Origin of the sequence: Streptomyces sp. NPDC059994 (assembly GCF_042737755.1) — a bacterium.
Lineage (GTDB): Bacteria > Actinomycetota > Actinomycetes > Streptomycetales > Streptomycetaceae > Streptomyces.
On record NZ_JBHWUR010000067.1, the window covers coordinates 1 to 21,149 of the forward strand.

Sequence of the window (21,149 nt, forward strand, 5' to 3'; positions counted from 1 at the left end):
GCCCGGGGAAGGGGGCCCGGCGGCCGCGCCGCGCGCGTCAGGCTTCGGTGGCCAGCACCCCGATGAGCCGGGTGACCGCCTGCACCATCGCCTGTCGCCCGACCGTCAGATAGCTGCGGGCGTCCACCGCCTCCGGGTTGGCGGCGAGATACGCGCGGATCGCGTCGGTCATGGCGATGTTCAGCGCCGTACCGATATTGATCTTGGCCATGCCACCGGCGACGGCCGCCGCCAGCTCGTCGTCGGGGACGCCGGACGAGCCGTGCAGCACCAGCGGGACGTGGAGCGCGGCGTCGAGGCGGGCGAGCAGACCGTGGTCGAGCGCGGCCGTGCGGGTGGTCATGGCGTGGGTGTTGCCGATGGCGACGGCGAGCGCGTCGACGCCCGACTCGGCGACGAAGGCGCGCGCCTCCTCGGGGTCGGTCCGGGCGCCGGGCGCGTGCGCGTCCAGCGGCGGCTCGCCGTTCTTGCCGCCGACCTCACCCAGCTCGGCCTCGATCCACAGGCCCTGGGTGTGCGCCCAATCAGCGGCGGCACGCGTCGCGGCGAGGTTCTGGTCGTACGGCAGATGGCCGCCGTCGTACATCACCGAGCTGAATCCGGCGTCGGCCGCCTGCCGCAGCAGGTCGTCGCGCTTGACGTGGTCGAGGTGGAGCGCCACCGGTACGGCGGCGGCCTCGGCCGCGGCGACGGCGGCCCGGGCGAGCGGCAGCACCCGGCCGTAGCGAAACCTCACCGCGTTCTCACTGATCTGCAGGACGACCGGCGAGTGCGCGGCCTCGGCGCCGGCGATGACGGCCTCGGCGTGTTCCAGCGTGATGATGTTGAAGGCGGCCACGGCACGGCGCTTGGCGGCGGCCTCGGTGACCAGGGCCCCGGTCTGGGCGAGTGGCATCGTGCTTCCCCTGTCCTCTGTGCGGTTGTCCTCTGTGCGGTCGGGTGCTTCAGGAGCCGTCGAGGACCACCGAGCGGGTGAGGTGGCGCGGGCGGTCCGGGTCGAGGCCCCGGGCGGCCGCGACGGCGACCGCGAGGCGCTGCGCCCGTACGAGCTCGGCCAGCGGGTCGAGGTGCCCGGCCACCCACTGGGCCCCGGTGGCGCGCACCTGCTCGGCGAGCCCGTCCGGGGCCTCGCCGAACATCCAGGTCGCGGTGGTGCCGGTGGAGATGCTGATCGGGCCGTGGCGGTACTCCATGGCCGGGTACGCCTCCGTCCAGGACAGCGATGCCTCGCGCATCTTCAGCGCGGCCTCCTGGGCGAGCCCCACTGTCCAGCCGCGGCCCAGGAACGTGAACTGGCTGCGCCCGACGAGCCCTTCGGGCAGCGGCTCGGCCAGCGCGGTGCGCGCGTCGGCGACCGCCTGCTCGGTGTGCAGGCCGAGGTGGGCGCGGAGCAGGGTGAGCGCGGTGGTGGCGAAGCGGGTCTGGACCACCGATTCCTCGTCCGCGAACTCCAGGACCACGACGTCGTCGGCGGCCCGCATCACCGGGGTCTCCGGGTCGGCGGTGATCGCGGTGGTGCGGGCGCCGCCGCGCACCTGGGCGAGGAGTTCGAGGACCTCGGTGGTGGTGCCGGAGCGGGTGAGCGCGACCACCCGGTCGTAGGAGCGGCCGGCCGGGTACTCGGACGCGGCGAAGGCGTCGGTCTCGCCCTGGCCCGCGCTCTCGCGCAGGGCGGCGGCGGCCTGGGCCATGAACAGCGAGGTGCCGCAGCCGACGACGGCGACCCGCTCGCCCGGCGCGGGAAGGGCGTCCTTGTGGTGCACCGCCAGCTCGGCGGCGCGCTTCCAGCACTCGGGCTGGCTGCTGAGTTCGTTCTCGACATGGCTCATGCCGGGCTCCCACTCACTCTGGATCCGTGGCCCGGATCCGTGTCCGGATGCGTGTTTCTGCAAAATATAGCTAGCTTTCGAGCACAATCAAGCATCTTGGGGTGGGTTAAAGTCATCACCGACGGTGACCACGGCGAAATGCGCCGGAGAGCACGGGAGAGAAGAGGATCCGGATGTCGCGCGACGCCCGCTGGCAGGCGCTTCTCGAACTGCTCGTGGAGCAGGGCCGCCTCGACGTCGAGGAGGCGGCGACCGCGCTCGGCGTGTCCGCCGCGACCATCCGCCGCGACTTCGACCAGCTCGCCGAGCAGCAGATGCTGGTCCGCACCCGGGGCGGCGCGGTCGTGCACGGGGTGTCGTACGAGCTGCCGCTGCGCTACAAGACGGCCCGGCAGGCCTCGGAGAAGCAGCGCATCGCGAAGGCCGTGGCGGATCTGATCGCGCCCGGCGAGGCGGTGGGACTCACCGGCGGCACCACGACGACAGAAGTGGCACGGGCCCTCGCCGTACGGCCCGAACTCGCCTCCGGGTCACCGGCGTTGACGATCGTGACCAATGCGCTCAACATCGCCAACGAGCTGGCGGTACGGCCCCAGTTCAAGATCGTGGTGACCGGCGGGGTCGCCCGGCCCCAGTCGTACGAGCTCACCGGGCCACTGGCCGGGGGCGTGCTCAACCAGATCACCATGGACGTCGCGGTGCTCGGCGTCGGCGCCTTCGACGTCACCCACGGCGCCTCGGCGCACGACGAGGACGAGGCCGGGATCAACCGGCTGCTGTGCGAGCGGGCCGAGCGGGTGATCGTCGCCGCCGACGCCACCAAGCTGGGCAAGCGGACGTTCGCACGGATCTGCGCGACCGATCAGGTCGGCACGCTGGTGACGGACACGGCGGTGTCCGAGGAGACCGCCGCCCGGTTCACCGACGCGGGCGTGACGGTGCTGGCGGTATGAACTCCCGTACGGGAAGCGGCGACTGACTGAGCGTCAGCTGATACCCAGCGCCGGAAGGATCACCGCTTCCACGAACTCCGGCAGGGCGTCCGCCTCCGCGAACCTGTCCTCGAAGAGCCGTTCGACGCGCAGGACACCCATGAAGGCCGGGGCGACGAAGTCGATCGCGCGGTTGCCGGGATCCACCTCACCGCGCTCGGCCCCGCGCCGCACCATCGCGTCGAGCGCGGCGATCTCCGGGTTCAGGACGGTCTCGCGCAGCGCCTCGCGCAGGTCGGGGTGCATCACATAGGCCTGGCCGACGGCCTCCATCAGCTCGGTGTCGCGACCCTTGTTGCGGGACGCGGCCAGCGCCGCCTCGCGCAGGTCGCCCGCGAGCGTGCCCGTGTCGATCCCGGTGAAGAACGAGCAGCGGCTCGCCCCGAGCGCCGCCGTGACCAGGACCGGCTTGGACTTCCACTGGCGGTAGAGCGTGGCCTTGCCGCACTTGGTGCGCGCGGCGACGCCCTCCATGGTCACGGCGTCATAGCCGCCCTCGCGCAACAGGTCGAGCACCGCCTCGTACAGCTCCAGCTCCCGCTCTGGGCTGATCTTGCTACGGCGTGCGGCGGCCGTCGCGGCCTGCGTCGACATCGCGTTCCTCCGGTGCGTGGGGCAGTGCTCCTGCACATACGAGAGTAGGCGCCGCTCAACCGAGACGCAAACGTATCGAGACGTTTGCGTCTCGATGAAATCCGATCTAGCCTTCCTACGTTCGCTTGTCGATTTCTGCTCGATTTCTTGCTCAGAGGGGCCGGAGAATGGCTGCCGGTATACGTCCAGGGACCCGGCGTCCCACCGGACCGGAGACGACCGGTACCTCCCGGCCGCCCCTGGTGCGCGAGCTGCTGCTCGTGACCGCGCTCTTCGTCGTGTACAAGTTCGGCAGGCAGCTGGCGAACGGCCACGAGACGCGCGCCCTCCACAACGCCGACCGCGTCTGGGACTGGGAGCGCGCGCTCCAGCTGCCCGGCGAGGGCGCGGTGCAGCGGCTCCTGCTCCACAACGAGACAGTGATCCACGTCGCCAACACCTTCTACGCGACCGTGCACTTCCCCGCCACGATCGCCTTCCTGGTCTGGCTGTACGTCCACAGGCCCGCCCACTACCTGTGGTCCCGCCGGGTCCTGGCGCTGGTGACCACGGCCGCGCTCGCCCTGCACATCCTGCTGCCGCTGGCGCCGCCCCGGATGCTGGCGTCGGCCGGCCTCGTGGACACCGCGCAGGTGTACGGGCCGTCGGTGTACGCGGCGACGCCGGACACGGACACCATGGCCAACCAGTTCGCGGCGATGCCGTCGCTGCACTTCGGGTGGGCGCTGATGGTGGCGATCGGCCTGATCGCGGCGACCCGCGGACGGTGGCGCCGGCTGTGGCTGCTGCACCCCGCGCTCACCCTGCTGGTGATCGTCGGCACCGCCAACCACTACTGGCTGGACGCGCTCGTCGCGACCGCGCTGCTCGGCGCCGCCCTGTACCTCGTGCCGCGTCCGAAGCAGGTACGCGGCGGTCGCACCGTCGCCGTGCATGTGCGCAGGACCCCCACGCCCCGGCCGGCCGAGCCCGCCGTGGCCCCCGAACCCGCCCGTGCCCCGGAATCTGCCCTGACCTCCGGGCGCACGGGCGCCTACGACCGCGCCGACGCTCCCCGGCTCGCGGAGGCGCTGCGATGAACGAGTCCGCGGTTCTCGCCATCCTGCTCTCTCTCGTCTCGGCTGCCGGGTACGCCCTCGCCGCCGTCGCACAGTCCCGGCTGGCCTGCGCGAACGGGGGCGGCGGACTCGCCGCCCTGCTCGCCCGGCCCCAGTGGTGGTGGGCCGTCGGGCTCAACGCGGGAGGCGCGCTGATGCACGTCGCCGCGCTCCACTACGGCCCGCTCACCCTGGTCCAGCCACTGGGCGCGCTCACCCTCGTCGCGGCGCTGCCGATCGGCGCGTACTACCAGCGGCGCCGGGTCACCCGGCGCGAATGGCGCGGCGCCGCCTGGACGCTCGCGGGGCTGACCGGCCTGATCTCGGTGACCGGGCCCTCGACGCCCGGCGACGCGCTGAGCCTGCGCGAGGGGCTCGCCGTCGCGGCTGCCACCGCGCTCCTGATCGCGGTGGCCGCCCGCGCCGGATCCGGCTCGGGCCGCGTCGGGCTGGGCCACGCCACCGCCTCCGGCGTCGCCTCGGGCGTGGCCTCCGCGCTCACCCAGACCGTCACCGCCTCGCTCGCCCGCGAACTGCCGGGCGGGCCGATGGCCTGGTGGCAGACGACCCTGCTCGCCGCACTGGTGGCGGCGTTCGCGGTGGGCGGGCTGCTGCTCTCGCAGACCGCGTTCCGTGGCGGGCTCGCCGCGCCGCTCGCCGTGGTGAACCTCGCCAACCCGGCGGCGGCCTCCGTGATCGGCGTGGCGCTGCTCGGTGAGCGGTTCCACGGCGGGCCGCTCGGCTGGCTCACGGCGGCAGCCGCGGCAGTGGTCGCCGCGCGGGGTGTACTCATGCTGACCGGCGCGGAGCCGGTGCAGGTCCCGGCCCCGCGCACCCCGGAACCGGTCCACGTGCCGGTCTGAGGCCGAGTCCCACACACAAGGGCCGCACCGGAGGATTCCGGTGCGGCCCCTGGCGTACGGCCGGGTCTCAGCCGAGCGTGACCGTGAAGCCGTTCGCGGTCGGGACCGAGGCGGTCTTCACCTCCGTCACACCGGTCCTGGCGTCGTAGAACCACCCCGGCCCCGCCGCCGCCAGCTCCTGCGCGGAGCCGTAGCGGTGCAGCCGGTGGCCGCCGACCGCGACGGCGCCGGGCGCCGCCTCGGCGTGCACGGTGAAGCGGTACGCGCGAGCGGCGGGCTTGCCCGTGTAACTCCCCACGCTGGGGCCGACCTCGATGACCGAGCCGCGGCCCGTCGAGCGCACCTGGACCTTCTGCGTGGCCGAGGAGCCCTGGGCGAACTGCCGGGTCACGCCGTCGTCCTCGTACAGCGTGTACGCGGACTTCCCCGCCTGCGGGTAGACGTCGTAGTCGAGTTCGCCCTTGTCCCGGGTCTGCCAGGACAGCGTGCCCTTGGGCCACATCGGGACGATCGAGCCGCCCTTGACGAACAGCGGGAGCGTGTCGAGCGGCGCCTTGTAGCCGTTGATCGTGGTCGGGCCCTGGTAGGTCCTGCCGGTCCAGTAGTCCGTCCAGGTGCCCTTGGGCAGATAGATGCCGTCGCGTACCTCCGTGTCGCTGTAGACGGGGGCGACCAGGAAGTCCGGGCCCGCCAGGAACTCGTACTTGGCGTTCGGGCCCAGGGTGCCGGGATCGTCCGGGTACTCCAGGGAGAGCGGCCGGACCGCGCCGACGCCGGTCTTCGTCGCCTCCTTGGAGAGCCCGTACATGTACGGGATGAGCCGCTCCTTCAGCTGGAGGTACCTGCGGTTGATGGAGGTGTACGGCTCGCCGTCCAGCCACGGCTGCTGGTCGTGCGGCTTGTGCGTGGTGAGGTCGCTCGACCAGCCGTCCATGGTCATGATCGCGGGCAGGAACGCCTTCCACTGGAGGTCGCGGGCGTACATCTTCGGGTCGTGGGCGAAGATGCTGCCCACGTCACCGGTGTTGTAGGCGATACCGGAGAGCGTGGCGCCCGCGTAGGTGGGGATCTGCCAGCGGATGTAGTCCCAGCTCAGCTTCTGGTCGCCGCTCCACAGGACGCCGCAGCGCTGGGCGCCCGCCCAGGAGACCGGCAGCCAGACGAAGCCGCGGGCGTCGCTGTTGTCCTCGATGCCGGCCTTCGCCTGGTCGCAGGCGTTGAGGGCGAAGCCGTAGCCGTTGCCGACCCAGGCGACGTCGAGCTTGGCGACCCGCTGGCCCGCCTTGACCTGCTCGGCGAGCTTGTCGAGGCCGTCCTGGGTCCACAGGCCCAGCTGGGCGCCCCGCGCGTGGAGACCCTGGCCGGTCTCGGCGAGGTTCTCGTGGCCGCAGCCGTAGCCGTCGTTGACGAGCATCCAGCCGAGCGGCATCTGGTTCTGCACATAGCCGTCGGCGACCTTGAGCGCGTCCAGGGTGTGCCGCTCGCCCCGGTTGGCGTTGTGCAGATAGCAGTCGGAGTCGCCGGGTTCGAGCCCGTACACCGGCGGCATGAACGGCTTGCCCACCAGCGAGGTGTACTTGCCGATCACGGACTTCACATCACCGGTGAAGTAGTAGGCGTCCAGGCGCCGTTCCTGCTGGCCGGTGCGGACGTGGGGGCCGAAGTCGTAGACGCCGGGCGCGAAGGTGTTGCGGAAGACGCCGTAGCCGGCCGAGGAGACGTAGAACGGCTGGGAGTTGTTGTAGCCGCCCTCGTTCCAGTTGGTGTTGTTGCCCACGTGTCTGATCTGGTCGCGGTGCGAGAAGCTGCCGTTCTGCTCGCCGCCGCCGAAGAACTGCTCGGTGGCGCCGCGCGTCAGGCTCTGGCGCAGACCGCCGGTGGTCCAGCGGAGCGGGTCGGCCTCCTGCCAGATCGCGGTGCGGTTGTCGGCCTTGTAGAGCCCGAACCGCAGGGGCTTCTTGTAGACGCGCAGGACGGTGTCCTTGGCGCGGATCCCGTAATAGGCGCCCGCGTCGAAGGAGCTGGTCGCCCGCCGCGGCTTCGGCTGCCGCTGGATCATGCGGCTGCCCGGCGGGTCCGCGAGGACGCCGTCGGGTGACGCCTGCAGCCGCAGGGTGTCGTCCTCGAAGAACTCGGCGCGGGCCTTGAGCGCGCCCGCCGCGATCTCGTACGCACCGTGGCCGCCGGTGAAACCGGTGAGGTTCCCGGCGTCGCTCGCCTCGGGCAGATAGGCCTTGCCCGCGAAGGAGTTGTCGTGCACGTCGTACGGGACGACGACCACGTGATACGTGCCCGATGCCTTGGGGATGACGGTGGCCTCGGGGTCGGCGGTCCCGGCGCTCTCGGCGACCTTCTTGCCCGCCGAGTCGTAGATGTAGAGGTCGAAGTCGTCGGTGGGCTTCTCCCACTGGATGGAGACGGGGACCCCGCCCTCGGGGTTGTCGTCCCACTCGCCGGCCGGCGGGTTCACCGTCAGGTCGAAGCGGGCGCAGACGGCGTTGCCCGGGTCCTCGGCGGGCGTGCCGCACTTGTCGGGCGAGCCGACCGTGCCCTTGGGGTAGACCGGGCTCTGCCAGGTGACGCTCTTGGAGGCGCCGTCGAGGGTGCCTGCGGGTGGGGTGGCGTGGGCCGCCGGGGCGGCCGGGACCGTGAGCGCGGTGAGGGTGAGCGCGGCCGCCGCGAGCACGGCGGCGGCCACTCTCCCCCGGCGGTGTCGAAGATTCCGCAAGGAGTGTTCTCCGTTCGTACCGAGCTGCTTCCGAAGCTGATTCCGAAGCCACTTCCGAACAACGAGGGTGCAGTGCATGCGCGTTCATGCTTGGAACCATGGAGTTTCGAGCATTAAGATTCATGACGCGGCCGGTACATGTCAACGGCTTCGCGGATACCGGACGGGTAAAACCGTGGCCCCCGGGAGGATCCTTTCGTCACCTTGACGATATCGAGAAGACCCCATATCGTCGTCATGACGAAAACAGAGGACGGCACACAAGGGGGTCCCACCATGGCCGACATCGACCGCCGACTTGGCCGGCGCCATCTGCGCTCCGCGCCCACCGCGCACATCCGCCACCACAAGCGCGGCCGGCTCGTCCACGACGGGCCAGGGCTCAGCTTCTGGTTCCGGCCGCTGACCGCCGCGCTCTCCGAAGTGCCGGTCGACGACCGGGAGTTGGCCATGGCCTTCCACGCCCGGACGTCCGACTTCCAGGACGTCACCGTGCAGGCCACCGTCACGTACCGGATCAGCGACCCGGCCGTCGCGGCCGCCCGGCTCGACTTCTCGATCGACCCGGACAGCGGCGTCTGGCGCGGCGCCCCGCTGGAGCAGCTGTCCACGCTGCTCACCGAGACCGCCCAGCAGCACGCGCTCGACGTGCTCGCCCGCACCCCGCTCGCGGCGGCCCTCGTCGACGGGGTGGCCTCGGTGCGCGAGCGGATCTCGGACGGCCTCGCGGCCGAGCCCCGGCTGCCCGCCACCGGCATCGAGGTGGTGGCGGTCCGGGTGGTCGCCATCCGCCCCGAGCCGGAGGTGGAGCGGGCGCTGCGCACCCCGGCCCGCGAGCAGATCCAGCAGGAGGCCGACCGGGCGACGTACGAGCGCCGGGCGGTGGCCGTCGAGCGCGAGCGCACCATCGCCGAGAACGAGCTCGCCAGCAGGATCGAACTCGCCCGCAGGGAGGAGCGGTTGGTCGAGCAGCGCGGCACCAACGCCCGCCGCGAGGCCGAGGAGAACGCGGCCGCCGACGGTGTGCGTGCCGAGGCCGAGGCCGCCCGTACGGTCCGGCTCGCCCGGGCCGAGGCCGAGGCGGCCCGCACGACCGGCGAGGCCCGCGCCCAGGCGCAGGCCGCCTGGCTGCGGGTCCACGCCGACGCCGACACGGCGACGCTCCACGCGCTCACCGCGACCCGGCTGGCCGAGAACCTGCCCCGGATCGACAGCCTGACCCTCTCCCCCGACGTGCTCACCGGACTGCTCGCCAAGCTGGCCCGCCCGGCCGGGGAGGAGCGGTGAGCCTCGCGCCGCGCGCGGTGCTCGTCCACCGCACCACGGAGTACGAGGAGTTGCTGGCCCGGCACGGCACCCACGGCCAGGCCGCGTTCTTCCTCGCCTCGCGCGGGCGCTCCCTGGACGAGGTGGCCGAGCGCCACCACCGCACCCGGCGGGCGCTCGCCGAGGTGGCGGCGGCCGTGCCGCTCCAGTGGCGCCAGTCGCGGGTCGAGCGCGCCGATCTGGACCGGTTCCTGTTCGCACCGGAGGACGTGGTCGTGGTGGTCGGGCAGGACGGGCTGGTCGCCAACGCGGCCAAGTACCTCTCGGGCCAGCCCGTGGTCGGCATCGACACCGATCCGGGCCGCAACCCGGGCGTGCTGGTGCGCCACCGCCCGTCCGACGCCGCAAAGTTGCTGCCGAGCGCCGCCGCGACCCGGGCCGATGAGCTGACCATGGTGGAGGCGGTCGCGGACGACACCCAGCGGCTGCTCGCGCTGAACGAGATCTATCTGGGGCCGCCGGGCCACCAGACCGCCCGCTACCGGCTGGGTCCCGACGACCCGGCCGCCGCCCCGGAGCCCCAGGCCTCCTCCGGCCTCCTTGTGGGCACCGGCACCGGGTCCACGGGCTGGCTGCGCTCGCTGTGGCAGCAGCGCGGCAGCCACCTCGCACTGCCGGGCCCCGCCGATCCCCGGCTCATCTGGTTCGTACGGGAGGCGTGGCCCTCACCCACGACCGGAACGAGCCTGGTGGAAGGGGTACTTGAGAGCAGTGAGCGGCTGCGCCTCACCGTCGAGTCGGACCGCCTTGTCGCCTTCGGTGACGGAATCGAGTCGGACGCACTGGAGTTGACGTGGGGTCAGACGGTGAGCGTGGGACGGTCGGACACCGCACTCCGGCTCGTAGGCTGATCCGCCTGGGCGGTGGGCACGCTCCCGCGTGAGCCCCCTCACAGTGGGGCACTCGACTTTCCATTGCGTTGACCGTGTCAGAAGCGACAAATACTCTTCATCCATGTTCGTTACGGGGTAAGATCCCGCTCTTCGAGCGGAGATCATCCAATTCACCGGCGCTGCCGGAAGATCCCTTCAAGGCGTCGGCGGAGTCATAGGATTCAGCACGAAGCACGGGGGAAGCACGTTGAAAGTTCGCCTGCTCGGATCTTTGGAAATCACCGACGGCCATCTCACCTTCCGGATTCCCGGCGAGAAGCTCAGGGCGATCGTGGCCGCACTGGCCCTGTCGCCCAACCGGCCCGTCTCACGCCACGATCTCATCGACGAGCTGTGGGGAGAGGAACTCCCGCGCAACGCCGAGAACTCGCTCCAGGGACATGTCGCCCGGCTGCGCCGCATCATCGAGTCCCGTACGGGGCGCGACGGGCTGCGCGGACTCATCCAGACGTCCGGCTTCGGCTATGCGCTGTCGCTGCCCGAACGGGACGTCGACGCCTCGCTGTTCACCGCCCTGGTGCGACAGGCAACCGCCGCGCGCCGGGCGTCGCCGGAGCGCGTGGTCCGGCTGCTCACCGAGGCCCTCGCCCTGTGGCGCGGGCCCGCGCTCCTCGACACCGGCCAGGGCATGATCAGCCGGCTCGCCTACACCCGGCTCACCGAGGTGCGGCTGATGGCGTACGAGCACCTCTTCGACGCCGAGCTCGACCTCGGCAGGCACCGCGAGGTGATCACCGAGCTCCAGCAGCTGCACGCCCAGTACCCGCTGCGCGAACGGTTCTGCGAGCAGCTCATCACCGCGCTGTACCGGTCGGGGCGGCAGGCCGAGGCGCTCGACGCCTACCACCGCACCCGGCAGCGGCTCTCGCACAGTCTCGGCCTGGAGCCCGGGGACGCGCTGCGCGCCCGCTTCCAGCACATCCTGCGAAGGGAGCCGGTCGCCCTCTGACCGCCAGAGCCTCCATCAGGGCGTCCGCCAGGGCGACTTGGCGAGCCGCAGCAGCTCGCCCAGCGCCCCGGCGGCCGCCCGGCCCTGCCACGCCAGATAGCCGGGCTGCACCAGATGCGGGTCCCAGATCCGCTGATAGGCCAGCCGCCCGGCCGCCGCGTGCCGCCACTCGCCGCGTTCGGCGGCCAGCCGCAGCAGCCGCGCCGCCAGCACACTGGCCGACCCCAGCTCGTACTGCGCACAGAGTCCGGCGAACGGGGTGAAGCCGAGGTGCAGCCACTGCGCCTCCTCGGCCGCGAAGACCCGTACCGCCTCCAGGTTGACCGCTTCCAGAGCGCCCTCCGGCGCGCCCGGCACCCGGTGCGCGGTGTGGTGCAGCCAGCCGGGGCGGGTGCCGAACACCGGCAGACAGGTGAGGGAGGCGACGACCTCGTTGCCGATCCGGCCCGCGAACACCCGCCGCCCGTCGGCCGATTCGGCCGCGCCGGGACCGGCCCCGATGTCCTCGTACGCCACCTTCTCAGCCACTTCGACCCCCGCCTGCCACGCCTGGGACACCGCGAGCCGCAGTTCCGCCAGGCGCGGGCCGCCAAGGCGGAATTCGGGAAGGTAGACCGAATAGGACGAGCCCGCCTGGTTCACGGTGAAGCCGCAGCGCGAGAAGAGCTCGGCTTCCGGGCGCCGCAGCCGCGTGGCCACTATTCTGCGGCGGCGTTCCCCGGCGAATTCCGTGAAGGCGCGCAGCAAGGGCTCCTGACCGTCGTGGGAAGCGATCACTCCGGCGGACTGGTGCAGATGGCCGCCGGTATCCCGATAGGGGATCACTCCGTGTCTGCCCGCCACGGTGAAGTACTCATTTCCTCGCTCACCACGAGAAACGCGCTGGGGTTCTCGCCGTAGGTCCGTAATTCCCCGAGAACCGTGTCGCCGCCGTCAACGGCGAAGGTACCGATGCTCATGACATTCCCCCCTGTCATGAGCATCGTGGCAGCCGTGGACCCCAATTCCCTGACACGCGCGTCCCAGTCCCGTCTCAGAGTCCTCTCAGCGGGCGGTGGCGCTTTCCCGTGTTCTTCGGGAGAGGGGGCGAACCGGGAGATGGCGGTCGGGCCGGCGTGATCACCGGCAGGGCGCCGAGGGCCCCGCACGTCCCGCGCCTCGCCCCGCCCGCCGTGCTCACCCGAGCCGATCCGGACCACGGGAACGGGCGCGGGACCGGTCCTGCCGCGCCGAGGCGGGCCGCCGCCCCGGCGGGTGAGCGCGGAGGCCTACGGCGTTAGGCGGGCCGCCAGCGTCCGTACCACCACCGCCGCGGCCAGCGCGTGGCCCCGGCTGTTGAGGCGGCCCTGCTGCGGGCTCCACAGCGTCCCGGGGTCGGTGTCCGGCTGCGTCATCAGGTCGATGTGCAGCGCCCCATGACGGAGGGTCACTGACGCCAGCCGCTCCACGAGGAGACGCTGGCGGGACCGCACCCGGTCGCGCTGGGCAGGGGTCACCTGACCGGAGGCGGACCAGTCGAAGGGGCTGACCACCACGGTGTGGCGGCAGGCCGTCTCCTTCAACGAGGCCAGAATTCGGCTGAGTTCGGTCTCCACCACATCCGCGTCGAACCGGCGCGCCCGCACATCGGGTCCGCCGCCCGCGATCAGGGCGAGGTCGGCCCGGAAGGCGAGCGCCTGGGCCAGCTGTCGGGAGCGCACCTCGGCGAGTACGAGCTCACGCCGGGCCTGCACCAGGAGGCAGGCGAGGCCGGGGCGGGCCTCGCGCAGCGCCCGGGCCACCCGGTCGGGCCAGACCCGGGGCCGGTAACCGGGGACCACGGCGCCCCGGGCGAGCCGGCCCTCCTGCCCGCTGAGCACCACGGCGCGCCGCCAGTCGAGGCCGGCCAGCAGGGTCCGGGCCTCGCCCGGGCGCAGACAGCGTGGATCGTCGTCCTCCATCGCACAGCCCAGCCTTTCGCTCGTCCCCGCGCTGCCGTCGTAATGACCGGCGCGCCGGCAGTCAACTGCCCTGGGTACAGAAACAGTTGTTCTGCCGGCGGTTCGGGCCACGCACCGGGCGGTCGGCGTGATGGTGTGGCGGGCCGGGTAGGACACGCGTCTCAGTGTCGTCTCAGTGGGGTCTCAGCGGCCCCCGCGAGGATCCATCCGTACGACGATGGGAGAGGTACCCGAAGAGGTCCAACGGGGGTTCCGGGCGTGTTCCGGGCCGGGCGCGAGCAGCCCGCGCAGGTTCGAATCCTGTCCTCTCCGCCACAGCACTGCTTCGCCGAGCGCGCCGAGGTGTCCGTCGATGAGTCCGTCCCCCAAGTCCGTTCTGGTGGTGGCCAATCCAGCCGCGGGAACGTACTCGCGGGAGATGGCTCACGAGGTCGCGCGACGGATCGCGGGGGCCGGTACGCCCGTCGAGCTGGCTGTGACAGAGCGGCCGGGCCATGCCCAGCAGCTCGCCCGTACCGCGGGCGGGCCGGGCGGCCCGGCCGTACTGGTGTGCGTCGGCGGCGACGGCACCGCCCACGAGATCATGACGGGTCTGCTCGCCGGGCGGGAGGAGCCGCGCGCCGCCCTGCTCGTCCTGCCCGGCGGTCGCGGCAACTCCTTCTACCAGGAGCTCTGGTCCGACCGCCCGTGGCCCGCCGCCCTGGAGGCCGCCCTGTCGGCGCCGCACGTGCGCCGCGTCGATCTGGCGCGGATCGCCGAGACCGGTGAACTGGCCCTGCTCGGCGCCTCGTCGGGGCTCGCCGCGCAGGCGCTCACCAGTGTGCGGGACGCGCTGGGACCGGGCCGGCGGCGCTATCAGACAGCGGTGGCGCGGACGATGATCGCCTTCCGGCCGTACCGGGGCCGGGTGAGCGTGGACGGGGTCGTCGTGCAGTCGGGGGCGACCGTCTCGGTCCTGGTGGGCGGCGGGCGTCGGCGGGGCGGACAGTTCATGCCGCTGCCGCGCTCGGTGCTGGACGACGGGCTGCTCGACATCTGTGTGGCGGGCGCCGAACTGCCGCTGCGGGACATGGTGCGCCTCGCCAGGGACGGCAGCCATGTGGGGCGGGACGGGATGGTGTACGCGCGGGGCCGCCGGGTGGTGGTGGAGCGCACGGACGGCGAGCCGCTCTTCTTCGAGCACGACGGGGACCTGCTGTACACCGGATCGGCCCGCTACACGCTGGATGTGGTCCCGCGCGCGCTGCCGGTCCTCGCCCCATAGGCTCCCGCGTCCGGCTCGTCCGGCTCGTCCGGCTCATCCGGCTCATCCGGCTCGGGCAGCCCGCGCGCCAGCCACCAGGCGAGGGCGGACCCAGCGGACGGTTGACGCCGAGCACATGCGGCCCTTGCCACCATGTGCGCAGGGCCCGGCCGACGGGCCGAGCGGGGCCGCGTGGGACCGGGGGTCACGGGGGTGCTCCCGGTCCCGCGCGGCCGGCTCTCTCCCCCAGCCAGTCCCGCGCCGCCGTCGCACCCACCCCCGACCCGATCGAAAGCGGTCATCGCGCGATCCGAACACGCCATTGCCCATCACTGCTCCGTAACGGACGTCCGCCGCGTCCGGATCGCGGGCATCATCGGGGCCCACCGATCGTCGTTGGGCCCGGAGGTACGCGCGTGATACGGAAATTCCTCGCCAGGGCGAGGCGCCCCGCGAGCGGCGGCCCGACTCCGGCCGAAGGGGCGCTGTGGCGGGAGGCAGCCGAGTTCGTCCGGCTGCACCACGCGGAGGAGCCCGCGCTCGGGAGGCCGGAGCGCCGACTCGCGGAGATACGCGACGAGATCCGCGCCACGGGCACGTACCGGCACACCACCGAGGAGCTGACGTTCGGCGCCCGGGTGGCCTGGCGCAACAGCAACCGCTGTATCGGCCGCCTCTACTGGCGCTCGCTGCGGGTGCGCGATCTGCGCGGCCTCACCGACGCCGAGCCGATCGCCGAGGCGTGCGCCGAGCATCTGGTCCACGCCACGAACGGCGGCCGCATCCGGCCCCTGATCACCGTGTTCGCCCCGGACGCGCCCGGTCGCCCGGCCCCGCGCATCTGGAACGAGCAGCTCATCCGGTACGCGGGCTACCGCGCCCAGGACGGCCGGATCCTCGGCGACCCGCGCAACGCCGGGCTCACCGACCTGGCGCTGCGGCTCGGCTGGCCGGGCGGCCCGCGTACCGCGTTCGATGTGCTGCCGCTGGTCGTGGAGGGCGTCGACGACAAGCCGCGCGTCTTCGAACTGCCCCCGGACGCCGTCCTGGAGGTACCGCTCGACCACCCCGACGACCCGTGGAGCCGGGAGTGGGGTCTGCGCTGGCACGCCGTGCCAGCGATCTCGGGGATGTGTCTGGAGATCGGTGGCATCCACTATCCGGCCGCGCCCTTCAACGGCTGGTACATGGGGACCGAGATCGGCGCCCGCAACCTCGCCGACACCGACCGCTACGACCTGCTGCCGCGCGTGGCCCGGCGGCTCGGTCTGGACACCACCGACGACCGCTCGCTGTGGAAGGACCGCGCTCTGGTCGAGCTCAACCGGGCCGTGCTGCACTCGTTCGACCGGGCCGGGGTCACCATGGCCGACCACCACACGGAGTCCCGGCGCTTCGTACGGCACTTGGAGCGCGAGGAACACAAGGGCCGCTCGGTGCCCGCCGACTGGTCGTGGATCGTGCCGCCGATGTCGGGGGCGACCACCGAGGTGTTCCACCGCACCTACGACGCCGTGGAGCTCCGGCCGGGGTTCGCGCACCATCCGGAGGCGGCCGCCCGGGCCCGCGGTGAATCGATTCGTCGCATGTCATGACGCGCACTCCCCGAGTCCCTGGGGAGGGGGCGTACGTAGACGGGAGCGGGGTCGCGGGCGTACCGCGGTGTCCCCTGGGAATCTGAGATGTTCTGGTACTTACGTCTGCCGGGGCCATCCCCCGCGAGCGCGAACCCCTTGATGTATACAGCCGCCGCGACCCCCGACAGGAGGCGGTGCCGCTTAGGGCGCCGTACCCGGCCGGGCGGACGGCGTCCGCAGGGCATCCGGGCAGGACGGCAAGCCCGCTGCCAGACTGGCGTAATTGCGCATGGTGCGCAAGAGTGACGGACAGCAATGGGCTGACGGATCATCAAAACAGTGTTGACGTACGGGAGTTGGCGCGCCGGCCTGGAGCCCCGGCTAAAGGGCCGACGAATCGTCCGCGACCGCGAGCCGTTGCAGTAGCTCACGCAGCACATCGCGCTCCGCCACCGACAGGGGCTGCAGGAACGATTCGTGGATCTTGACCATCAGGTCCCCGGCATCCCGCAAGCACACTGTGCCGCGGTCGGTCAGATAGAGCGCGAAGGTCCTGCGGTCGGCGCCGCGACGGCGCTCCAGGAGGTTCTTCTGCTCCAGGTCGTCGACGAGGCCGACGATGGTCGTCCGGTCGATGCGCAGGGTCTGTCCGACCATGCGCTGATTGATCCCGGGCTCGGAGTCCACCACGTTCAGCACCCCGAACTGACGCAGCGTGATGTTCAGATGGACCAGGGCCTGCTCGGCCTGTTCGGTGAAGCGCTGGCCGGCCTTGCGGAGAAGGAAGCCGTGCCAGCCTTGCAACCCCTGGAACAACGGCCGTGTCCCACTGTTCGGTTCCCGCTTCGCCACCACTTTTTCGGTTCACCCTCCAGTGGTGACGGTCCATCATGAGGGCCGCGTAACAGGACCCTTGACTCCCAAGTCACCGGTCGGCCATGCTCCCGGTTCAACAGAGCACCTGATTGTCACTGTAGCAGACAATCTATCTTGCTCAATTTTGCGCGCCTCCATATGCGCGCTCTTCATGACCGACGGGGGAACCATGGTCAGCGTCATCGAGTATGCAGATCCGGTTGTGCACTGTCCGGGCTACCTGGTGTACGACGCCACCGACTGCCGCCTGGCGGCGGGCGGGTGCCGTATGCAGGCCGGACTCACCGCCGAAACCCTCCAGACCCTCGCGGGGCGCATGACGCTCAAGCAGCGCGTGCTCGGGGTCAACGTCGACGGTGCCAAGTGCGGCATCGCCTACGACCCGCACGGGCCGCACCGCGTGGAGGTGCTGCGCCGGTTCGTCGCCTTCCTGGCCACAGAGCTGACCACCCGCTTCAGCATGGGCTGCGACATGGGCACCCGGTTCGAGGAGCTCGACCGGATGGCCGCCGCGCTCGGCATCGGCTCCGCCAAGACCGCCGTCCGGCGGGCCCAGCGGATCACCGAGCACGAGTTCCGCGCCCGGATGGACCTGCTCAACACCCGGGTCGGCCTGCTGACGCTCGGCCAGCGCCGGGCGGGCCAGGCCCTCGCCCACTCCGCGCTCGCCGCCACCGCCCACACCGGCCGCCGCGACAGCCAGGTGAGCGTCGCCCTCCAGGGCTTCGGCAACCTGGGCCGGGCCGCCGCGCTCGCTCTGCTGGAGGCGGGCGTACGGATCACGGTCGTGGCCGACGAGTACGGCTGCGCGGTCGATCCGCGCGGCCTCGACATCGCGCGCATGCTCACCCTCGACCAGCGCCGCCCGGTCCAGAGCCTGCTGGCCGAGCCGATGCGGCTGCCGCGCGAGGCCCTCTTGGAGCTGCCCGCCGACGTACTCGTCCTCGCGGGCGGCGAGGACGCGGTCACGCCCTCGCAGGCGGCGGTCCTGCCGGTGCCGATCGTCGCCGTGGGCGCCAACTGCGGGCTGAGCACCACCGCCGAGCAACTCCTGCTCGACCGCGGAGTCGTGGTCGTCCCCGACTTCATCGGCGGGATCGGCGGCTCGGCGTCGATGGAGGCGCTCTTCGGGCCCCGCGCCACACCGACGGCGCCCGAGGTGCTCGACACCATCGGGGCGATGATGCGCGAGCTCGTCGGGGACATCCTCTGCGGAGCGCGCGACCGTCGGGTGAGCCCCCGTCAGGTGGCCGCCGACATCGCGGCCTCGGCGATCGTGGCGCCCGGCGACAAGCCCTACGGCGCAAGTCCCTACCGCCCGGCCCGCCCCGCGCCCCGCGGCGGCCGGGGGCGTTCCGTCCGTACCCCGCTGAAGTCCGAGAGGCGACCGTCATGACCACCGCACCCTCGCCGCAGACCCCGGCCACCAGTCAGCCTCCGGCCGACGCCGAATGCGCCCACTTACGCAGTCACATCACCGACTCGCGGTTCTACGGGCACCGGTACAGCACCCAGGCCAGCCACCGCATCTTCTGTGACCGATGTCGGTACCAACGATGGCTCGACGTCGAAGCGGCGCTCGCCCTGAGCCAGGGCGAGCTGGGCATCATCCCGGCGGCGGCCGCCAAGATGATCGCGGCCGCCGCCCGGGTGGACCGGCTGGACCTGCCCGCCATCCAGGCCGAGATCCGCCGCACCAGCCACTCGCTCGTCGGATTCCTGCGGGTCTTCCAGGCCTCCTGCGAGGGCGGCTCCGGCGAGTACGTGCACTACGGCGCCACCACGCAGGACATCCAGGACACCGCGCAGGTCCTCGAAATGCGGGACGTCCTGGACGAGTTGGAGACGCTGCTGCGGGCGCTCGCCGGGCAGCTGGCCGATCTTGCCGAGGCCAACGGCGCCACCGTCGCCCTGGGCCGCACCCACGCCCAGCCCGCCCTGCCGATGGGCTTCGGGGTCAAGATCGCCAGCTGGCTGGACGAGATCGTCCGGCATCTGGAGCGCATCGAGCAGTTGCGGCCGAGGGTCCTCGCGGCCCAGCTCTTCGGCGGGGTCGGCACCATGGCCGGGTTCGGCGAGCTGGCGCTGCCGCTCCTGGACGCGTTCGCCGGCCGCCTCGGGCTCGCGGCGCCGGCGGTCGGCTGGCACGTGTCGCGGGACCGGGTCGTGGAGTTCGTGTCGTGTCTCGCCATGGTCGCGGGGACGATGGGCCGGATCGGGGACGAGGTGCGCGTCCTGTCCCGCCCCGAGTTCGGCGAGCTGGAGATCGGCTGGCGGCACGGCCAGGTCGGCAGCAGCACCATGCCGCACAAGCGCAACCCGGAGGCGTGCGAGCAGGCCGTCGTCATGGCCCGGCTCACGGCCGCGCAGATGGCCAACGCGCTGGCCTGCATGGGCGGCGACCACGAGCGCGACTCCCGGTCCCTGCGCATCGAATGGGCCTGTGTGCCCGACGCCTCGCACTACGCCCTCTCGGCGTGCGAGATCGTCACGCACCTCATCGGCGGCCTCGCGGTGCGGCCGGAGCGGATCCGTACCAACGTCTCCGCGGTCGCCGAGCAGATCGCCACCGAGAAGCTGATGCTGGCGCTCGGCAAGCACATCGGCAAGCAGACCGCCCATGAGTACGTGTACGAACTCGTCCAGGCGGCAAGGGAGAACGGCTCCTCCATGCGCGAGGTGACCGGCCGCGACGGGCTCGCGGGCGCGCCGCTGGACGCCGCCGCCCTCGACGAGATCTTCGACCCGACGACCTATCTCGGCCAGTCCGTCGCCCTGACCGGCCGGGCGGTGGCCGGGGCCCGCGCCGCCCTGGCGCGGCCCGCGCAGGCGGCAGGCGGCGACGCGCGATGAGCGCCGCGCCCGCGACCGCCGAGCCGGGCACCGGGGAGATATCCCGGGCCCGCGAGATCGTCTTCCCCCGTCCGCTCTACTCCAGCCTGGTGGCCCACGCGGTACGCAAGTTCACCGGCCACTACCTGGCGGGCGAGACCGAGGAGCGCAAGGCGTTCGGGATGCTCGCGGGCCGCCCGGTGCCGGGCGGCATCCAGGTCGGCTCCGTCTTCCCGCTCATCGTCAACATGCGCCACGACAGCGGCCACCGCGCCCGGATGGACGAGGTGGTCGAGGAGCACGCCATCCCGTCCGAGACGCCGATGGACCAGCGCGGCTGGATCGCCGATCCGCGCGAGCTGATGGACATCGACGACGCCTGCGACGACGCCGGCTGGGTGCTGTTCGGCAACTACCACACCCACCGGGTGCCCTGGCCGCACGATCCGGTCCGCGACACCTGCACCCATCTGGACCGGGTGCTGGCCGCCGAGTCGGGCCAGTGGACGTTCATCCTGTCCGTCGTCGATCTGCACCGACCGGTCCTGCGGGCGTTCTTCGAGGGCGACAACGACCGCGAGGCGACCGTCCGCATCGTCCCGCCGCTGCCCGGAATGCGTACCGCCGGGGCCTGAACCGCCCCGGCCGTCCCCGCACCCGTACCCGTACCGCACCCTTCCGTCTCTCACTCATCAAGAGGTCGTCATGGATCGCACCCAGGCTTACAACGACGTCATCCGCTTCCACGGCCACGAATGCCCCGGCGCCGCCTTCGGCGTACGCGTCGCGGAGGCCGCCCTCACCGCCCTCGACCTGAAGGACCCGGGCACACCCCTGGTCCTGGTCTCCGAGACCGACGCGTGTGCGGTCGACGCGCTCCAGGTGCTCACGGGCTGTACGTACGGCAAGCGCAACCTGATCCACCAGGACGCGGGCCGCAATGTGTTCACCCTCTGGGAGCGCGACGGCTCCGCCGGGGTGCGGATACGGGCGAAGGCCGACAGCATCGTCTTCCGCACCGAGGAGATCTGGGCGCTGGCCGGCCGGATCGACGACGGCACCGCGACCCTGGAGGACCGGGCGGCCTTCGAGCGGCTGCAGGGCGAGCGGATCTCCGCGCTGCTCGACGTGGCGGACGACGACATCCTGGTGGTCGAGAAGGCCGAGGCCGCGGCGCCCGGCGTCAAGCACCTGGCCCGCACCGACCTCTGCGTGGACTGCGGCGAACCCACCAGCGTCGAGACGCTGCACGACCACCGCGGCCGCATGGTCTGCCCGGCCTGCCACCTGGCCGCGCACGGCGGGGTGCTGCCCGAGGGGCACGGCGACCACGGGCACCACCCGCAGAGCCACAAGCACCACCACGAGCACAAGCACTGACCGATGAAGACCGAGCGCGTACGTACGGAA

The 21,149-nt window shown here is 72.1% G+C and carries 20 protein-coding genes and 1 tRNA gene; 13 read left to right on the plus strand and 8 right to left on the minus strand.

Translation table 11 applies throughout. The features are described from left to right. Window positions 1-37: 37 nt before the first annotated feature. Window positions 38-895 carry a ketose-bisphosphate aldolase gene (locus tag ACFWA7_RS27125; RefSeq protein WP_385546649.1) on the minus strand — a complete coding sequence of 286 codons (858 nt, stop codon included), beginning with the start codon at window positions 893-895 and terminating at the stop codon, window positions 38-40. Between the two features lie 49 nt (window positions 896-944). Continuing rightward, the gene (locus ACFWA7_RS27130; protein WP_385546651.1) at window positions 945-1,829 is read right to left on the minus strand and encodes an SIS domain-containing protein; all 885 of its coding nucleotides are present in this window, start codon (window positions 1,827-1,829) and stop codon (window positions 945-947) included. Window positions 1,830-2,002: 173 nt separating this feature from the next. Here ACFWA7_RS27130 and ACFWA7_RS27135 point away from each other — a divergent pair, with 173 nt between their 5' ends. Then, a complete protein-coding gene (locus ACFWA7_RS27135; RefSeq protein WP_385546654.1) occupies window positions 2,003-2,782 on the plus strand; it encodes a DeoR/GlpR family DNA-binding transcription regulator in 780 nt (259 codons plus the stop codon). A 33-nt stretch (window positions 2,783-2,815) separates the two neighbouring features. Here the strand turns inward: ACFWA7_RS27135 and ACFWA7_RS27140 are convergent, their stop codons facing one another. Beyond that, window positions 2,816-3,415: a TetR/AcrR family transcriptional regulator gene (locus ACFWA7_RS27140; protein WP_385546657.1), complete on the minus strand. Its 600-nt coding sequence runs from the start codon at window positions 3,413-3,415 to the stop codon at window positions 2,816-2,818. 167 nt (window positions 3,416-3,582) lie between these two features. On the opposite strand from ACFWA7_RS27140, the gene ACFWA7_RS27145 reads away from it, so the two are divergent. Both ACFWA7_RS27145 and ACFWA7_RS27150 read left to right on the plus strand, forming a co-directional pair. Next, window positions 3,583-4,494, plus strand: coding sequence for a phosphatase PAP2 family protein (locus tag ACFWA7_RS27145; RefSeq protein WP_385825621.1), 912 nt, complete (start codon window positions 3,583-3,585; stop codon window positions 4,492-4,494). Beyond that, complete coding sequence (locus ACFWA7_RS27150) at window positions 4,491-5,375, plus strand: DMT family transporter (protein WP_385546663.1); 885 nt, start codon at window positions 4,491-4,493, stop codon at window positions 5,373-5,375. Before ACFWA7_RS27145 ends, ACFWA7_RS27150 begins: the two co-directional genes overlap by 4 nt. Window positions 5,376-5,442: 67 nt before the next feature. On the opposite strand, the gene ACFWA7_RS27155 is transcribed toward ACFWA7_RS27150, so the two are convergent. Next, on the minus strand, window positions 5,443-8,103 hold the full coding sequence (locus ACFWA7_RS27155) for a TIM-barrel domain-containing protein (protein ID WP_385825623.1): 2,661 nt from the start codon (window positions 8,101-8,103) through the stop codon (window positions 5,443-5,445). A gap of 276 nt (window positions 8,104-8,379) precedes the next feature. Between ACFWA7_RS27155 and ACFWA7_RS27160 the strand changes: the two genes are divergently transcribed. From ACFWA7_RS27160 to ACFWA7_RS27170, 3 genes are all read left to right on the plus strand, one after another. After that, the gene (locus tag ACFWA7_RS27160; RefSeq protein ID WP_385546684.1) at window positions 8,380-9,390 is read left to right on the plus strand and encodes an SPFH domain-containing protein; all 1,011 of its coding nucleotides are present in this window, start codon (window positions 8,380-8,382) and stop codon (window positions 9,388-9,390) included. Further along, the gene (locus tag ACFWA7_RS27165; protein WP_385825625.1) at window positions 9,387-10,280 is read left to right on the plus strand and encodes a hypothetical protein; all 894 of its coding nucleotides are present in this window, start codon (window positions 9,387-9,389) and stop codon (window positions 10,278-10,280) included. The genes ACFWA7_RS27160 and ACFWA7_RS27165 overlap by 4 nt, the downstream gene beginning before the upstream one ends. A 229-nt stretch (window positions 10,281-10,509) precedes the next feature. Further along, window positions 10,510-11,271, plus strand: a complete 762-nt coding sequence (locus ACFWA7_RS27170; protein WP_385825628.1) for a BTAD domain-containing putative transcriptional regulator — start codon at window positions 10,510-10,512, stop codon at window positions 11,269-11,271. A 15-nt stretch (window positions 11,272-11,286) separates the two neighbouring features. On the opposite strand, the gene ACFWA7_RS27175 is transcribed toward ACFWA7_RS27170, so the two are convergent. The 3 genes from ACFWA7_RS27175 to ACFWA7_RS27185 form a co-directional block, all read right to left on the minus strand. Further along, entirely contained in the window at window positions 11,287-12,114 is an 828-nt protein-coding gene (locus ACFWA7_RS27175; RefSeq protein WP_385825630.1) for a phosphatidylglycerol lysyltransferase domain-containing protein, read from the minus strand. Then, the gene (locus ACFWA7_RS27180) at window positions 12,093-12,230 is read right to left on the minus strand and encodes a hypothetical protein (RefSeq protein ID WP_385825632.1); all 138 of its coding nucleotides are present in this window, start codon (window positions 12,228-12,230) and stop codon (window positions 12,093-12,095) included. Before ACFWA7_RS27180 ends, ACFWA7_RS27175 begins: the two co-directional genes overlap by 22 nt. Window positions 12,231-12,539: 309 nt before the next feature. Then, window positions 12,540-13,211 (minus strand): GDSL-type esterase/lipase family protein, encoded by a 672-nt coding sequence (locus tag ACFWA7_RS27185; protein ID WP_385825634.1) that lies wholly within the window; start codon window positions 13,209-13,211, stop codon window positions 12,540-12,542. A gap of 220 nt (window positions 13,212-13,431) precedes the next feature. Here ACFWA7_RS27185 and ACFWA7_RS27190 point away from each other — a divergent pair. The 3 genes from ACFWA7_RS27190 to ACFWA7_RS27200 all read left to right on the plus strand — a co-directional run bounded on the left by ACFWA7_RS27190 (window position 13,432) and on the right by ACFWA7_RS27200 (window position 16,049). Then, window positions 13,432-13,526 (plus strand) — tRNA-Ala (locus ACFWA7_RS27190). A gap of 37 nt (window positions 13,527-13,563) precedes the next feature. Then, window positions 13,564-14,475 (plus strand): diacylglycerol/lipid kinase family protein, encoded by a 912-nt coding sequence (locus ACFWA7_RS27195; protein WP_385825636.1) that lies wholly within the window; start codon window positions 13,564-13,566, stop codon window positions 14,473-14,475. 464 nt (window positions 14,476-14,939) lie between these two features. Beyond that, a complete protein-coding gene (locus ACFWA7_RS27200) occupies window positions 14,940-16,049 on the plus strand; it encodes a nitric oxide synthase oxygenase (RefSeq protein WP_385825652.1) in 1,110 nt (369 codons plus the stop codon). 363 nt (window positions 16,050-16,412) lie between these two features. Here ACFWA7_RS27200 and ACFWA7_RS27205 read toward each other — a convergent pair whose 3' ends face one another. Beyond that, entirely contained in the window at window positions 16,413-16,886 is a 474-nt protein-coding gene (locus tag ACFWA7_RS27205) for a MarR family winged helix-turn-helix transcriptional regulator (protein WP_385825638.1), read from the minus strand. Between the two features lie 172 nt (window positions 16,887-17,058). Between ACFWA7_RS27205 and ACFWA7_RS27210 the strand changes: the two genes are divergently transcribed. The 4 genes from ACFWA7_RS27210 to ACFWA7_RS27225 all read left to right on the plus strand — a co-directional run bounded on the left by ACFWA7_RS27210 (window position 17,059) and on the right by ACFWA7_RS27225 (window position 21,119). Beyond that, on the plus strand, window positions 17,059-18,303 hold the full coding sequence (locus tag ACFWA7_RS27210; protein ID WP_385825640.1) for a Glu/Leu/Phe/Val dehydrogenase dimerization domain-containing protein: 1,245 nt from the start codon (window positions 17,059-17,061) through the stop codon (window positions 18,301-18,303). Beyond that, window positions 18,300-19,760: an adenylosuccinate lyase family protein gene (locus ACFWA7_RS27215; RefSeq protein ID WP_385825642.1), complete on the plus strand. Its 1,461-nt coding sequence runs from the start codon at window positions 18,300-18,302 to the stop codon at window positions 19,758-19,760. Before ACFWA7_RS27210 ends, ACFWA7_RS27215 begins: the two co-directional genes overlap by 4 nt. Continuing rightward, window positions 19,757-20,374 carry a hypothetical protein gene (locus ACFWA7_RS27220; RefSeq protein ID WP_385546076.1) on the plus strand — a complete coding sequence of 206 codons (618 nt, stop codon included), beginning with the start codon at window positions 19,757-19,759 and terminating at the stop codon, window positions 20,372-20,374. The genes ACFWA7_RS27215 and ACFWA7_RS27220 overlap by 4 nt, the downstream gene beginning before the upstream one ends. A gap of 70 nt (window positions 20,375-20,444) precedes the next feature. Next, window positions 20,445-21,119, plus strand: coding sequence for an FmdE family protein (locus tag ACFWA7_RS27225; RefSeq protein ID WP_385825644.1), 675 nt, complete (start codon window positions 20,445-20,447; stop codon window positions 21,117-21,119). Window positions 21,120-21,149: the final 30 nt, after the last annotated feature.